9 protein-coding genes are annotated in these 15874 nt (G+C 51.6%); 4 read left to right on the top strand and 5 right to left on the bottom strand.

The window, feature by feature from the left end:
- Positions 1 to 11: 11 nt before the first annotated feature.
- The 3 genes from Q4E93_RS14855 (at position 12) to Q4E93_RS14845 (ending at position 4055) form a co-directional block, all read left to right on the top strand.
- On the top strand, positions 12 to 431 hold the full coding sequence (locus tag Q4E93_RS14855; protein WP_303586458.1) for a hypothetical protein: 420 nt from the start codon (positions 12 to 14) through the stop codon (positions 429 to 431).
- Positions 412 to 1734, top strand: a complete 1323-nt coding sequence (locus Q4E93_RS14850; RefSeq protein WP_303586457.1) for a sigma-54-dependent transcriptional regulator — start codon at positions 412 to 414, stop codon at positions 1732 to 1734. The genes Q4E93_RS14855 and Q4E93_RS14850 overlap by 20 nt, the downstream gene beginning before the upstream one ends.
- A gap of 248 nt (positions 1735 to 1982) precedes the next feature.
- A complete protein-coding gene (locus Q4E93_RS14845) occupies positions 1983 to 4055 on the top strand; it encodes a M13 family metallopeptidase (protein ID WP_303586456.1) in 2073 nt (690 codons plus the stop codon).
- Between the two features lie 12 nt (positions 4056 to 4067).
- Here the strand turns inward: Q4E93_RS14845 and Q4E93_RS14840 are convergent, their stop codons facing one another.
- Complete coding sequence (locus tag Q4E93_RS14840) at positions 4068 to 4826, bottom strand: LytR/AlgR family response regulator transcription factor (protein ID WP_303586455.1); 759 nt, start codon at positions 4824 to 4826, stop codon at positions 4068 to 4070.
- Positions 4823 to 7741, bottom strand: a complete 2919-nt coding sequence (locus tag Q4E93_RS14835) for a sensor histidine kinase (protein ID WP_303586454.1) — start codon at positions 7739 to 7741, stop codon at positions 4823 to 4825. Before Q4E93_RS14835 ends, Q4E93_RS14840 begins: the two co-directional genes overlap by 4 nt.
- Positions 7742 to 7884: 143 nt before the next feature.
- Between Q4E93_RS14835 and Q4E93_RS14830 the strand changes: the two genes are divergently transcribed.
- Entirely contained in the window at positions 7885 to 11112 is a 3228-nt protein-coding gene (locus Q4E93_RS14830; protein ID WP_303586453.1) for a PKD domain-containing protein, read from the top strand.
- A gap of 69 nt (positions 11113 to 11181) precedes the next feature.
- Here the strand turns inward: Q4E93_RS14830 and Q4E93_RS14825 are convergent, their stop codons facing one another.
- The 3 genes from Q4E93_RS14825 to Q4E93_RS14815 form a co-directional block, all read right to left on the bottom strand.
- A complete protein-coding gene (locus Q4E93_RS14825; protein WP_303586452.1) occupies positions 11182 to 12852 on the bottom strand; it encodes a sodium/sugar symporter in 1671 nt (556 codons plus the stop codon).
- Between the two features lie 132 nt (positions 12853 to 12984).
- Positions 12985 to 14313 carry a xylose isomerase gene (gene xylA / locus Q4E93_RS14820; RefSeq protein ID WP_303586451.1) on the bottom strand — a complete coding sequence of 443 codons (1329 nt, stop codon included), beginning with the start codon at positions 14311 to 14313 and terminating at the stop codon, positions 12985 to 12987.
- Between the two features lie 17 nt (positions 14314 to 14330).
- The gene (locus Q4E93_RS14815) at positions 14331 to 15806 is read right to left on the bottom strand and encodes a xylulokinase (protein WP_303586450.1); all 1476 of its coding nucleotides are present in this window, start codon (positions 15804 to 15806) and stop codon (positions 14331 to 14333) included.
- Between the last annotated feature and the right edge of the window lie 68 nt (positions 15807 to 15874).

Genomic DNA, 15874 nt, shown 5'->3' with positions numbered 1-15874 from the left:
TAGTTATACACATGAAAACTTTCAATTTGGTTCTGACTTTCATTTTCATCGGAGTAATGACAGGTTTCGCTGGTACGGGCCGCCAGGGCCACCACCCCGGCATTCATGAAAAGAATGGCATAGCATACCGGACCTTCAACAAAGGCGACTATCGCGTACTGGACACCGTTGGATTTTATCTCTATAGCCACCAACAGCTCGTACAAGGCATGAAAATAGCCCGCCCCGGAACAGTTTATTATTTCAGCACGGACGGCGGCAGCACCATCCTGCCCCTGACTATTACCAATCTGGAAAAAACATACACCGCAAATCATACATTTTGCTATCGGCTGCACACCGATTTCAATTCCGACAATGACCTGGTAACCTGGCTCCCTTCCTTGAAAACATTTAAGATCAAGTACGCGTATGCACAGTCTTCCAAATAAGTCTGCTGTACGGCCAGGCAGTATCATCATCATCCATCAGCAGCCGAAAGTCCGAAGCCTTTTCAGAAGGATCATTTCCCACGAAGGCTACAAGGTCTTCGAAGCCTCGGACGCCGGAGACGCCTCCGCGATAGCCATACGGGAAGACATCGAAGTGGTCCTTTGTGACAAAGACGTCAGCTGCCCGGAATATTTATCCCCGGAAAGAAAAAAGACCTTCTTCCCTTATGCCGAAGTCGTACCTCTTTCACTTACAGAGGCGACACAGGAAGATTCACACCTGCTGTTGAGCGTGATCAGTCGCACGCTGGAAAAGGTGCAGTTGGAAAAAAGGATCCTCCAGTTGGAAGAATGCATCGATCAGGACCCCGAGATGGACTATGGCATCGGAGAGTCCTCCGCTATCCGCGATACCATCGCTATGGTAAAAAGAATAGCCCCTACGGACGACACCGTGCTGCTGCAAGGCAATACCGGCACGGGTAAACACCTGTTCGCAAGAGCCATACACGCAGGCAGCGCCCGCAAAAACAATCCTTTCATAACCTTGCATTGCAATATACTGACGGGGAAAGCCCTGGAAATAGAGTTATTCGGCTGCAAAGCCGGCGCCTACCCGGGCATCTCGAAAGACAAAATAGGAGCGCTGGAAAAAGCATGCAAGGGTAGTCTCCTCCTTGCTGACGTAGGCCACCTGGACAAAGCCATGCAAAAGCAGCTTCTCCAGGCGCTTCTCAACAATGAATTCATAAAACCCGGGGATACGCAGCCCACTCCTATCAACGTCAGGATCCTCTCCACCACAAAACAAGATCTCCTGTCCGCGGTAGAAGACGGTCAATTTGAAGAAGCCCTTTTCTACAGGCTCAGCATTTTCACCCTGCGCATCCCCTCGCTCCACGAGCGCAAAATGGATATCCCTTTGCTCGCACGTCGCTTCATAAAGCACTTTGCCCGCAAAGCCGATAAAAAAGTAAAGGATATGAACAAGGATTTCCTCTATCATTTGCAGAGATACTCCTGGAAAGGAAATATTCGGGAATTAAAAAACGTCATAGAACGGGCCGTCATTATGACGGAAAGCGACATGCTCTCGGAAGAAAACCTCCCTTTTGAGATCCTGTATTTTCAAAACGACTCCCTGGATATCCGGTCTGCCTTTGATCTGAAGAACATGGAAAAACGCCACCTTCAAAAAGTACTGACCTACACCAGGGGAAATAAGGTCGAGGCAGCCCGTCTGCTCAATATAGGACTGACAACGCTTTACCGGAAGATCAACGACTCCAATTACTCCAATTAATTTGCTAACTTTGCGGTATGGTCACCGTAAAAACAATCGGCGGTTTTCTTTTCAGGATGATAAAAGCGATCTTCATCCGGAAGAAGGATTGTTGCAAATAAAATATCGCGCCCAGCCATTCTACCCAACTACATGAGGCGGATGCTCCACCTGTACGCTAAAATGATCCGCTGATCAAGATTCCGGCGTCCGGCTTTATTCTTCATATAATATTTGCGGCATATACCATAAACCATTCAAAACAGATCATGCGAACGCTGAGCTTGCTTACCATCACCACCCTCTTATTTTCGACGTCCGGGCCCGTCCTGCAGGAAAAGCCTTCTCCCTTCAATACAATACAGCCCCATGACACAACAGCCCATCCATCCGATTTTCTCGCCCGGAACATCGACGCCAGGACAAGCCCCGCTACGGATTTTTTCATGTATGCCAATGGGGGATGGATCCGGCGGACGCCTGTCCCGGCCGCGGAAAGCTCCTGGGGCATCGGACAATTGGTACAGGAAGACATCTATTTCCGCCTTCGTAAGATCAGTGAAACAGCTGCCGCGACAAAAGCACCCGCAGGCGCCGTCTCGCAGCAAATAGGCGATCTTTGGTACAGCGGCATGGATTCAGCTTCCATCAACAGGTTGGGCCTCTCACCCCTGAAAGAGGACCTTCGCCGGATAGAGAACATCCACTCCATCCCCGACTTGCTTCGGGTCTCGGCCGTCCTGCATAAAAAAGGCGTTGAGGTGCTCTTCGCCGAAAATGTCAGCCAGGATGATATGAACAGCGAAAAAATGGCCTACCATCTGGAACAGGGAGGTCTCGGCATGCCCAACCGGGATTACTATTTCAATACGGCTCAAAAAACCACCCAGGTACGCAACGCCTACAGATATTATCTCTCCGCCATTTTCCGGCAGTTGGGCAGCGACAGTGCCATAGCCCACCGTCGGGCTAACGCCGTCTTCCAGCTGGAGACCAGGCTTGCCAAAGCATCCCGTAAGCTGGAAGACCTCCGCGACCCCATAAAAAACTATAATAAGATCACCCGCGCCTCCCTGCAACAGCTTTCCCCCTCCATCGATTGGGATGAATGGTTAAAGAATATAAATGTCAGCCCGCTGGACTCCTTCATCGTCCGCCAACCCGAATTTTATACGGCCCTGAATACGGAGCTGGCAATGACATCCCTTTCAGATTGGAAAAGCTATCTCCAGGCGCACCTCCTGCTGTCCTCAGCCCCCTTCCTCGATCAAAAGACCTACGCCAGTTATTTTCAATATCGCAAAACCCTTACAGGAGCCTCCATACCCAGGCCCCGCTGGAAAAGAGTGCTGGATGCGGAAGAAAGCGCCATGGGAGAGGCCCTGGGACAATTATTCGTAAAGGAATACTTTTCGGAAAAAGCAAAACAACGCTACAGCGACCTCGTCGAAGCCATCCGCAGCGCTTATAAACAAAGGATCGAAAACCTCGCGTGGATGAGTGACAGCACAAAACAAAAAGCCCTGGACAAACTAGCCCATATCACGAAAAAAGTAGGCTATCCCGATAAATGGAAAGATTTCAGCGCCCTGAAGATCGACAGAGGACCCTACGTCCTCAATATGCAAAGGGCCAGTGAATGGTGGTATAATAAAATGACAAGCAAGCTGGGGCGCCCGGTCGACAGGACAGAATGGGACATGTCCCCTCAAACATATAATGCCTATTATAACCCCAGTAACAACGAGATCGTCCTTCCCGCCGGCATATTCATCGTACCCGGGAAAAAAGATGAAGACCTCGACGACGCCTTCGTATATGGATATGCGGCAGCCTCCACCATCGGTCATGAAATAACCCATGGCTTCGACGACGAGGGGCGCCAGTTCGACGAGCAAGGCAATCTCCACAACTGGTGGCAGCCCGCCGATGAAGCCCAGTTCAAACAAAGAGCCGCCCGCATCATACGACAGTTCTCCGAATTCAGCCCCGTGGATACCCTCCATGTCAATGGCGACGCCACCCAGGGCGAGAACATCGCCGACCTGGGCGGCCTTCTGCTGGGATTGGATGCCTTCAGGCGCACCGCCGCCTACGCCAAAGGGGAGAAGATAGGCGGCCTCACCCCCCTGCAACGCTACTTCCTGGGATACGCCTACTCCTGGATGTACCAGGATAGAAAAGAAGTGCTGGCCACCCGCCTGCTCACCGACGTACACGCGCCCGCCAGGGAAAGGGTCAATGGACCCGTAGTCAATATCCCGGAGTTTTATGAAGCCTTCGGAGTAAAGGCAGGCGATAAAATGTACAGGGCCGACAGCCTGCGGGTAAGCATCTGGTAACAAAAAAAAGGCTTACACATTATGCGAAAGCCCCAGCCGCACCATCAGCTCATCCTTCCGCCGCACCGCCACTTCGATGACGGCGCCGTCTTCCATTTCCAGGTACCCACCCCTGCCACGCTGGTATCCATTGACATAGGACAGATTGACCAGGTGTGAATGATGCACCCGGTAAAACTTATTCCCGGGCAGCAGCTCTTCATATTCCAGAATGTTCTTGGAAGATATTATTTTACGCTTATCCTTTATGATGATATGGGTATAGCCGCGGTTGGCTTCAAGACGCATGATATCGGACACATTGACGAATACCACTCCATTTTTACCCGGCAACCCTATTTTAGGCATCTCCAAAGACAACTTTTTCATGCTTTGCAGAAAGCCATCCAGCCGCCGGTCAAAATTTTTCAGCTGGATATTCCGCTCGGCCCTGCTGACAGATTGCAGAAGCTCGTTGATATCAATCGGCTTTAACAGATAATCCAATGCGCTATACCGGAAAGCCTTCACCGTATATTCGTTAAAGGCGGTGACAAAAATTACCTCAAAGCGCGCCGGCCTTAGCCTGTCCAACACATCAAAGCCGCTGCCATAGGGCATCTCGATATCCATAAATACCAGGTCGGGATCCGTCTCGCGGATAAGCGCCTCTGCTTTATGAACATTACCAGCTTTGCCCGCAATGGATACATGGGGGCAGAATTCCTGTATCATCCCCTCCAGGATGATGACGTTGTTGGGTTCGTCCTCAACAATAACTGCTTTGATCATATTAAAGGTGTTTGAGTTTTTACGTACTGTATGGGAAAACAAAGTATTATCCTGGTTCCTGCGGCTTGGTGGTCGCCCGTCTCAATGTCCTCTACGTCTATTAACATAGGGACTGCCTTCGCCCGGTTCATCATTTCCACCCGCCGCGCCGTTAAGGTCATACCCCGCGACTGGTACTCTATGGGCGATAGGCTCTTATATTGTTGAGCCAGCTTCCTCCCTACGCCATTGTCTTCAATGATGCAGGTAAGGTGTAAAGCATCTTGCATGAACCGGATAGTGATCATCCCTTTATCATCCTCCCTGTATCTCAGTCCATGCCGGATACTGTTCTCGACATAAGGCTGCAGTAGCATGGGCGGTATCTGCCAGGTCATCCGGTTAATGTCAGGGCCAATGGTTATCTCATATCGAAAAGTATGGCCAAACCTTACTTTTTCCAGCTCCAGATAGCTGGAAAGATATCTCACTTCTTCGTCAATGCTGATCCTGGACCTGGAAGTAATTTCCAGCGTAAGTCGTATCAACCTGGAAAAATCCGTGATAAATTTATTAGCACCAACTACATCTTTCTCCATGACATATTTCTGGATGGAATTCAAACTATTGAAAATAAAATGTGGGTTCATCTGGGCCCTTAACGACATCTGCTCCAGCTCCGCCATCCGGTTATTGATGCTTATCTTCTCCGCGTTCTTGCGGTGCAGCTGCCGGATACGCAGCCATACCAATGCCCAAATCGTCCCGGCCACTATCAGCCCCATCAAAGTGACAAACCAGGTTTTCTCCCATAATAATTTTTCCACCGTGAAAGCGATATGAATAGGACGACTATCCACTCCAAACTTATTGGTGGCCGTGATCTCCAGCTCATACCCCCCCGATGGCAGGGTAGGATAGCTTAAAAAGGTCTCCCGGGTAGTTTGCCATCTGGCATTCAATCCTTTTAAGCGGTACCTGTAAGTAATACCGCCCGCGCTTCTGTAAGATATCCCTGCAAAATCCACCCTCAGGGAATTTTCCCGGTGAGGCAACAACAGGCCGGAAGTATCGTAGTTCCAGGTATGATGTCCGGCCTGGATGGATGTAATGCGCAGCTTGCAAAAAGAATTGTCGCCTGCCTGGTTAATGGAAAAATGGGTCAATCCATTGGCAGACCCTACATACACGTCATCTTTATTGACATAGATGACATTGATGATGTCCGAGCTTAAGCCATCTTCGCTGCCGAATTTGGTTATCCGGAAATGCCCGCCCTCCGGCTGCACCCGGTTCAGCCCCTTATCCGTTCCCACCCATATATCATTTCCGGAAATAAAAATAGTTCTGCTGAGATTGCTGGTAAGTCCATCCTTTTCTGTAATTGAATACAGCAGTCGTCCGTCCTTAATACCGGCTATTCCCTGTCCGCTGGTGCAGATCCATAAGGTACCATCAGGGGACCTTGTGACAGCGATGATCCTCGCCTTGAGAACAGGGTACATGTCTCCCCAAAAACGAGGTTTCTCACCCGGGATAATACTATACAATCCGTTGATGGTACCGATATAGAATACGCTGTCAACCTGTAGAGCGCAGGTGGATCTCTTTTCCCATATGACCGCCTGTTTGAAAAGGTCGGGATAATGAAGCAGCTCTATCCTTTCCATCGAACTGATCAATAATGTTTCGTTACAATGGGTAATCGTTTTGATCGCAGAACTCTCCACCAGGGAATCTTTATTATGGTGGTTCAACTTGACAAGACCGCCATCCGAGCCCAGCAATAAGTGGTTCTTATCAAGAGGCACAATGTTTAGTATTCTTTTCAGGTTATTACTGTGCCAAAAGCTTTTTTGCTTGCTGATCCGCTGCAGCCCCGGATCCGATCTCCATAAGCATGCGTGTTCCGTCCCGATGTACAGGGCGCCATCGATGTATTGGATACAGGTTACAGCTAAATTATTGTTCTCCCGGAAAGTAACATTCCTAAAAGCCAATGAACCTATTCTGAAAATGCCCCCACCGGCGCACATAAACCATAAGTTACCTTCCGTGTCGCGGAAAACAGCATTTACCGATTGTCCCTTCAGAAAATAGGCGGACAGTTTTCTCGTCTTCAGATCATACATAAATGCCCCGTCGGTGGTATTTAATGTAAAAAGGCTATCTCCTACTTTTGATAGTGTATTAAAATTGCGGGGGAACGGGAAGGCGAAAGCACCGCCGGATGCGGGAATGAAATACAAGGTATCTTCGTTCTGAAATATGTTTAAAGTAGATGTTAGCAGCGTGATATTGACGCTCCTCCCTACAAAATCCCTTCTCCCCGTATAGACAAGCCCTTTATCAATCGTGTATTGCCTGTAATCATCATCACGGGGTTCCTGTAAAAAAAAAGTAAACAATCTATCGCTGTTCAATCCACCGCCTATGGCAATTACGATGGGATTTCCGTTCATCTCCTTGATGGACCTGATCGTTTGATCAGGTCCTATCACATGCAGCCCATGCGCCTCCGTCAAAATAATATTCCCATATTTATCTTCCGTTACAGAGGTGACCTCGCCTGCCAGCGACATACGGTGTAGCACAGGATCATTATCCTGGTTATGCAATTCCCCTTTGTAATAATAACAGATCGAATTTCTGAACGGGACGATCCACACCCTGTTCCTGGAGTCGACAAATAACTTTATTATTTCATTGTCAGGCAGTCCGCTGGCCGTTGTGAAGTTCTTAAAGTGAGTGCCGTCAAACCGGCTCAGGCCACTCTCCGTCCCAAACCATAAGAAACCATCCTTATCCTCCGCGGCACAATACACCACCGAACCGGCAAGGCCGTCTTTTACATCATATTGCGTATAGCTGAATTCCTGTCCCCGGGAATGAAAAGCTGAAAAAAGGATAAGAATCAAAAACAAACAATAGCGCATAGTCTAACTAATTTACTGTTTTATGGGCACAGTTATCCGCAAATTCTACACGCTGGCGAACTTTTCCTCCACGCCTGCAAACCTACCCGCTTCCAGATGATGGTTTTCGCTAATTTATAGCACCAACCAATAAATCTATCATTATGAAAGGTACACTTTTACGCTACTCTTCCTGGCGAAGAGCACTACTCCCACTATGCTTCTTCCTCCTCGCCTCCCTCTTGTTATCCGCCCAATCCGAAACACATGACTTTATCACCTATGATACAGTGATCCAGTATCACTGTTTTCCTCCTAATCAGGGCATGGACGGTTGCACCGGTAACAAATTTATCCTTCGTATCAGCCGCCCCCGGAATTATTTCACGGCAGGCAATGCCGATACAGCATCGAGACCGTGGATACTCACCATGCCCGGAAGAGGCGAGGTCAAAACGCCGCCGGATACCAATCAACTGACAGTTTGGGGCCCTCACTACTGGTTGCAGCACGGCTGGGATGGCGGCGTACAGCTCAACAACGGCAAGCACTATCCTATCCTCGTCACCGTTATTGCCAGCAGCGCGGATGTGCGCCCCTGGTTCGTTCAGGCCCTGATGGATACCCTGATCAGGATCTATCATCCCAGGAACAACTCGTTGCACATGGCCGGTCTCAGCATGGGCGTTGAAGTCCTTGGATGGTACCTGGGCTATGAGATGACAGCCGGCGATGAGCATAATATGGCTAATGTGAGAAGCTTTGTAGACCTGGAAGGGCAATCGCCGGGTGACTATTTCGGCAGCAGCCCGATGACCTATCCCTCATTCTTCGGCCATTGGGCCAAAAAATATGGTGGCCGCTTCTTTGGACTGGCAGGCAGCCAGGATAGCAATCCCCCTTTCGAGATCTCGGAAAATATGAATGACAGCCTTTCCAATACGGCCTATTTTTCCTATGAATCATATGGAGGAGGCGGCCATTGCTGCTGGAACGCGATGTACGATCCCTCCGTCACCAATTGGAGATGTGTTGCGCCGGTCACGAATCCAAACCTGGGGCCGCCTTATTACCTCCATCCAGCTACGATGGGCACCTACTACGTCGACCCCACCACAGGCACCAACATCTTTCAATGGATGCTCCGCCAGGGCGACACTACCCTCGTCACTTCCAGTCCACCTGCCAACCAGCTCCCGGTAGCCAACGCAGGCCCTGACAAATCCATCAGGCTACCGCTCGATAGCGTCGTTGTCACCGGCTCCGGCACCGACTCCGACGGCACCATCGTCTCCTATGCCTGGACCAAGGCCTCCGGCACGGGTGGAACCATCACGGCGCCATCTTCAGCCACGACTACCTTCAAAGGATTGACCGCAGGCGTCTATAAATTTGCGCTCACCGTCACCGACAACAACGGGGGTACAGGGACAGATACCATGCAGGTCACCGTCGATACCGCTTATATACCACCCACTGTCACTGCAGGGCCGGATAAATTCGTCACCCTGCCCATCGACAGCGTCGTCCTTAACGGCAATGCCACGGGGCACGGCACCACCATCCATATTCTTACCTGGACCACTACCAGCGGCCCCAACAGCCCCACTATCGTCATGACCAACTCCAACATGACGGCAACCATCCACGGTCTGATCCAGGGCACCTATATTTTCACCCTCACCGCCACCGACAACCATGGACTGACCAGCACAGATTCAGTCACTGTCACCGTCAATCCAACCCCGGCTGCCAAAAGGGTATTCGTTGCACCAGGCGAATACCAGGTATTCTTCATCGATACCGCCAAACATCTCTATGCCATCGGGACCAACCTGGTGACACAAGGCGTCGGCGGAACAGGTACACCCGGAACGATCCTCCCCGTAGCGGTTCCATCCAACCTGACCTTCAAAACGGCAGCAGGCTGCCTCCACGGCGGCGCAGCAGTAGACAACAACGGAAATGTATGGGCATGGGGTGACAACGATCAGGGACAGGTGGGCAACGGCGCCACCTCTACGCAGGTACTAACGCCGGTGCAGATCACCACAGACTCCGCCGGCAACGCCTTCACAGGCGTCACCACTTTGTGCGCCTATTATTCAGGCAACGTCAGCCAGGGATGGTACGCCGTCAAATCCGACAGCACCCTTTGGGTCTGGGGACAAACATTAGGAGGAATGAGAGGCAACGGGACAACAGGCAGCACCGCACTTACAAGACCCGCACAAGTGCCCATACCCGGCAATAGGAAAGTCATGCAAATAGCCGCGGGCAATCAATTGATCGTTCTCTGCTCGGACAGTACGGTATGGACATGCGGAGGATCAAACACGCTCGCCCAAAACCTGGGATATGCGGCCACCGGCAACGATTACCTAACCTTGCATCAGCTTACCACACTATCCGGTATCAAGCTGATCGCCGGCGGAGCAAGCTTCAATTACGCCCTGAAATCCAATGGCACCTTGTACGGCTGGGGTTATTATGGCCACCATTTGGGCGGCACTGGCGGCGTCAACGCCTCGCCACTGGCCACGCCTACCGATCTCACCAGCAGACTGAACCTCCCGCACCCGGTAAAGGCCATCGCCGTCGACTTTGTATGCACACACGCTATATTGTCGGACAGCACCCTGTGGGGTTGGGGGGATAACGCACAAGGCGGCATCGGCATTGGCACGGAACTCAATTTTGCCACTACCACAGACCCCTACGCCTGGGACTACTACCCGACAGACCTGCTGCAGCAAGCTCCTGTACAGGTGACGACACGCAAAGATTTCGTGGCCATTTACACCGCCCAGCCCTTTGTAATGTTCGATTACGCCCAGACAGCAGATGGACAATTGTATTCCTGGGGAAGAAATAAAGGGGGCGTATTAGGCAATGGTATCGTAGGCTGCTCCTCCGACGTAGTGGCCAAATATCCCAATTCATGGGACGTCACCACCCCGACCCCGGTCAACCCGCTTTCAGTCACGAGCACCACCGTCGGCCCCTGCCCCTACTGCGTGGCGCATCCCACCACCTCTCCCTGTAATGGATGCTCGACAGGCTCGGCCATTGCCTCTGCTGCAAAAACCAATACGGCGGCAGGATTGACTACTGACGGAACGGGTCATACGCCCAGTCAGTTCCAGGTTTATCCAAGCGTCGCACAGGACAACCAGGAGCTTCATCTGATGATCAACAGCGATAAAAAGGGCCCGCTGCTCATCAGCCTCTATGACATGAATGGCAAGCTGGTAAAAATCCTGCGCCTGAATAAACCGGACGCTTATTTCAATCAAACATTCAATACAGGCCACTTGCCGGCCGGCACCTATGTGGTAAAAGCCCTCATAGGCGACAGCGGACAGCTTATAGCAAAATTCATCCGACTATAACCAAAAGAAAAGAGTCCTTTCCCATCCGGGAAGGACTCTTTTTTTATTCATATATCTATTTAAGTCTCTCTACCAAAACACCGTATACAACGCCGCCAGCAACCCGCAGATGATCAACGCCCCCACAGCAAAGCTGGGATTCACCTTGAACATCTTCTTATCCACCTCCAATCCATGTGGCTGCACTCCCTTCTTATTATCCCTCATACTGATAAAGTACATGGCAATAAGACAGATGATAAATACAAATCCCATTCTGTCCAGGAACGGTATCTCATACACCCCCTTGTCATTCGCCTTGGCAAACCCGAAAGGCGCCAGGAACGAAAGGTTGGCAAAAAGAGGAAGGAACTTAAAGAAAAATGCGAAAGCCACCCCGCCGATAGTTGCAAACATAGCAGCGTTGGACGTCGTCTTTTTCCAGAAAAAGCCCAGGATGAACATCGCGAATATCCCCGGTGAGAAAAACCCGGTATACTCTTGGATGAACTGAAATCCGCCTTTCTTATCGATACCCAAAAATGGAGAGATAATAATAGCAATGACCATCGCCGCAACCACAGTAGCTCGTCCTACCCACACCTGCTTCCGCTCATCAGCCTCAGGATGCAACCGCTTCTTGTAGATATCCAGCGTAAATATAGTCGAGATACTGTTGACCTTCCCCGCCAGCGATGCCACCACCGCCGCCGTCAGCGCCGCAAAAGACAGCCCCTTCAATCCGGGTGGCAGCAAATTCAGCAACACCGGATAAGCCCTGTCCGGGTTCACTTCCCCGCCCTGGATCATCTCCGTATTGAAAACATTCTGCTTGTACAGCAGGTAGGCCGCAATACCCGGTATCACCACGATCACGGGCATCAGCATCTTCAAAAAAGCGGCAAAAAGAATACCCCCGCGCGCCGTCTTCAGGTCCGCACCCAGGGCCCGCTGCGTAATATACTGGTTGCACCCCCAATAGTTCAGGTTCACGATCCACATCCCCCCGATCAGCACCGTAAGTCCGGGCAGGTCCATATAATTCGGATTGTCCTTCTTGAAGATCATATGGAAATGATCGTCCGCATGCTCCGTCAGCAGCTTCAATCCATTGAATACCCCCTTCGTTCCAAAATGCTCCGCCACCAGGTCCAGGGCGATATACGTAGTGACAAGCCCGCCCAGGATCAGGAAGAACACCTGTATTACGTCCGTATACCCGATGACCTTCATGCCCCCCAGCGAAATGACGATGGCAAAAGCCGCCAGGCCTAGCATACAGGCCGTGAAGTTCAATCCCGAAATGCTGCTGACCGCCAACGCACCCAGGTAAAGAATGGAAGTGAGATTCACTACCACATACAACAACAACCAGAATACCGCCATGATCATCGCTACCGTGCCATTATACCGCTGGTTCAGGAACTGCGGCATCGTATAGATCTTATTCTTCAGATATACAGGTATGAAAAAAATGGCAACGATCATCAACGTGGCTGCCGCCATCCATTCGTACGTCGAGATCGCCAACCCCATCTTGAACCCGCTGCCGCTCATCCCGATGAACTGCTCCGCGGAGATGTTCGACGCGATCAGCGAAGCCCCGATGGCCCACCAGGTCAATGAACCCTCCGCCAGAAAGTAATCCTTGGTATTGGTCTGGGCCGTCTTCTTCCGCTGATAGACCCACCAGCCATATAATGCGACAATAACGAAGTAGATGAGGAAGACAATGTAATCGCGGGTCTGTAACATTTGCATATAGCAGCGACGGTTTTGTTTTGTGTGCCGGGTATGGATTCCCCGAAAATAATATTCGTAAAAATAGGGTAACCGGCCAATTATTCATCGATCCGGCCACCCTTTTTATGAATTAAAACATATTAAAACACATTAAATATAGCGGTTGATCAGGTTCTCCAGGTATTCCTGCCGCCCGCTCACCACCTTAGGCTCGCCATTAGCGACGGCATATTCCCGCAGATCCTCCAGGGAAAGTCCGCCCTTCTCATAAGCAGCCCCCTTGCCACTGTCAAAGGAGGCATACCGGTCAGCACGGATCTTCTTATACTCGGACTGACGGAGGATCGTATCCGCCACCAGCAGGCTGCGGGCAAATGTGTCGATACCCCCGATATGCGCATGGAACAGGTCCTCGGGGTCCGTGGAGTTCCGCCGGATCTTGGCATCGAAATTAATGCCTCCGCCCTGGAATCCACCGCCCTCCAGGATGATCAGCATCGCCTCCACCAGCTCGTTGATATTGTTGGGGAACTGATCCGTATCCCAGCCATTCTGGTAATCCCCCCTGTTGGCATCCATACTGCCCAGCATACCCGCATCCACCGCCACCTGCAGCTCATGGGTGAACGTGTGACCGGCCAGCGTGGCGTGGTTAACCTCGATATTCAGCTTAAAGTCCTCCAGCAGATCATATTGCCGTAAAAAGCTGATCACCGTGGCGCTGTCGTAGTCGTACTGATGCTTGGTAGGCTCGCAAGGCTTGGGCTCGATAAAGAACACGCCCTTGAATCCCTGCTTGCGCGCATAGTCCTTGGCCGTATGGAGGAAGCGCGCAAGATGCTCCTGCTCCCGCTTCATATTCGTGTTCAGCAGGCTCATATATCCTTCCCTTCCGCCCCAGAACACATAGTTCTGTCCTCCCAGCGCAATGGTGGCATCCAGCGCCGCCTTCACCTGCGCCCCCGCATGGGCCAGCACGTGAAAATCAGGATTGGTGGCCGCTCCATTCATATAACGACGGTTGGAAAAAAGATTGGCAGTCCCCCACAACAGCTGCACCTTGCTGGCCGCTTGCTTTTGCCTGGCATATTCCGTCAGCGTCTGTAACCTTTTCTCGTTGTCCGCTACATCATTGGTGTAATCCACCACGTCCACATCGTGAAAACAATAAAAAGGCAGGTCCAGCTTGGTGATGAACTCAAAAGCAGCATCCATCTTGTCCTTCGCCCGAGCCACCGCATCCCCTTTCTCATTCCACCCATAAAGATGGGTAGGCTCGCCGAAAGGATCGGCGCCATTGCCGCAGAATGAATGCCAGTAAGCAACGGCAAATCGCAGATGCTCCTTCATCGTCTTGCCCGCAACAGTCTTTCCCGCATCATACCAACGATAGGCCAGCGGATTGTCCGTCTGAGGCCCTTCATATTTGATCTGTCCTATTCCTTTAAAGAATTCTTTGTCTCCTGTAATAACTGGCATAGCTGTTTATTTTCCGTTTACAAATATTTATTTAACACTTCTTTCCATCGCTGATACAATCCCTCATACTCGCCCGCACGCACCGGATCCACCCTCTCCAAAGGCAACCTGCCGGCAAATGCCTCTTTCCCGCTGCGGAAGATCCCCGCGCCGATGCCCGCCCCCAACGCAGCCCCTACGCTGCCATCGCTGTCATACAGCTCCACGGGCGTCTGGGTCGCATTGACAAAAGCTTCGGTAAATACGCTGCTGAGGAACATATTGGCCCTCCCCGCCCTGATGACGGACGGGTTCATTCCCCCTTCCCGCATAATGTCCAGGCCGTAACGAAAGGCAAAAGCAATCCCCTCCTGCCCCGCCCGGTACAAATGCGCCGCACCATGCTGGTTCAGGTCGATATGCTGGATCTGCGCGCCAATGATCCGGTTATTAAAGATCCGCTCCGCACCATTGCCAAATGGTAAGACCACCAACCCCTCGCTCCCCGGCCGGATAAGCGCCGCCTCCCTGTTCAAAGAAGCATAATCCGCTCCGCCGCCCGTATGGTCCCGGATCCAGCGGTTAAGGATCCCCGTCCCATTGATGCACAGCAACACCCCCACTCTTTTCTCTTTCTCCGTATAATTGACATGGGCAAAGCTATTCACCCGCGAAGCAGGATCATATACCAGACGATCGCTCACCCCATAGATCACGCCGGAAGTACCCGCCGTGGCAGCCACTTCTCCCGGCTCCAGCACATTGAGCGATAAGGCATTGTTGGGCTGGTCCCCCGCCTTATAGGTCACAGGGATACCTTTCTTCAACGACAATGCCTGCGCCACCTCGGCCTGCAGCTCCCCATGAGCGCTGAATACAGGCTGTATAGCAGGGATGAGACTTTTATCAAAACCAAAATAGTTGAATACATCTTCCGATAGCCCGTCCTCCTGGAAATCCCAGAATATGCCTTCCGACAAGGCCGGTATGCTCGTAGTGACCTCGCCCGTGAGCCGCAACGCTATATAATCCCCCGGAAGCATTATCCGGTCGATCTTCTCATAGATCCGGGGCTCCTGGTCCTTCACCCAGGCCAGCTTCGCCGCCGTAAAATTTCCCGGCGAATTCAGCAGGTGTGACAGCGACCGCTGCTCGCCAATGGCGGCAAATGCCCCATCCCCATAAGGCACCGCCCTGCTGTCGCACCAGATGATGCTATCCCGCAGTACCCTCCGGTCCTTGTCCACTGCCACCAGCCCATGCATCTGGTATGCAATACCGATGGCCGCAATGTCCCCGGGATCATACCCCCCCGAACCATGCGCCTTCCGGATCGCCTGCTGAACATATTCCCACCAGGTCTCCGGCGACTGCTCCGCCCAGCCCGGCTGGCGCGTGAGAATGGTCGCCTCCGTCTCAGGATATTGCGCCGTCACCAGCGTCCGCTGCGTCGTAGCATCCACTACAGCCACTTTTATTGAAGAAGTTCCAAGATCTATTCCTAATAGCAGCATGCCGTTCGTTTTTTAAAAGCCCGTAAATATATATTGATTTTCCGAAATTGCAACCGATTGCAGTCTAT

It is taken from the genome of Flavitalea plasmicola (assembly GCF_030546645.1).
Classification (GTDB): domain Bacteria; phylum Bacteroidota; class Bacteroidia; order Chitinophagales; family Chitinophagaceae; genus Puia.
Note: the sequence above shows the minus strand (reverse complement) of the source record. Positions and strands in the feature narration are given on the sequence as shown.

Bases quoted from the DNA above. Each gene is read 5' to 3' on its own strand.
- Q4E93_RS14855 (WP_303586458.1), top strand. From the start codon at position 12: ATGAAAACTTTCAATTTGGTTCTGACTTTCATTTTCATCGGAGTAATG.
- Q4E93_RS14850 (WP_303586457.1), top strand. From the start codon at position 412: ATGCACAGTCTTCCAAATAAGTCTGCTGTACGGCCAGGCAGTATCATC.
- Q4E93_RS14845 (WP_303586456.1), top strand. From the start codon at position 1,983: ATGCGAACGCTGAGCTTGCTTACCATCACCACCCTCTTATTTTCGACG.
- Q4E93_RS14840 (WP_303586455.1), bottom strand. From the start codon at position 4,826: ATGATCAAAGCAGTTATTGTTGAGGACGAACCCAACAACGTCATCATC.
- Q4E93_RS14835 (WP_303586454.1), bottom strand. From the start codon at position 7,741: ATGCGCTATTGTTTGTTTTTGATTCTTATCCTTTTTTCAGCTTTTCAT.
- Q4E93_RS14830 (WP_303586453.1), top strand. From the start codon at position 7,885: ATGAAAGGTACACTTTTACGCTACTCTTCCTGGCGAAGAGCACTACTC.
- Q4E93_RS14825 (WP_303586452.1), bottom strand. From the start codon at position 12,852: ATGCAAATGTTACAGACCCGCGATTACATTGTCTTCCTCATCTACTTC.
- xylA (WP_303586451.1), bottom strand. From the start codon at position 14,313: ATGCCAGTTATTACAGGAGACAAAGAATTCTTTAAAGGAATAGGACAG.
- Q4E93_RS14815 (WP_303586450.1), bottom strand. From the start codon at position 15,806: ATGCTGCTATTAGGAATAGATCTTGGAACTTCTTCAATAAAAGTGGCT.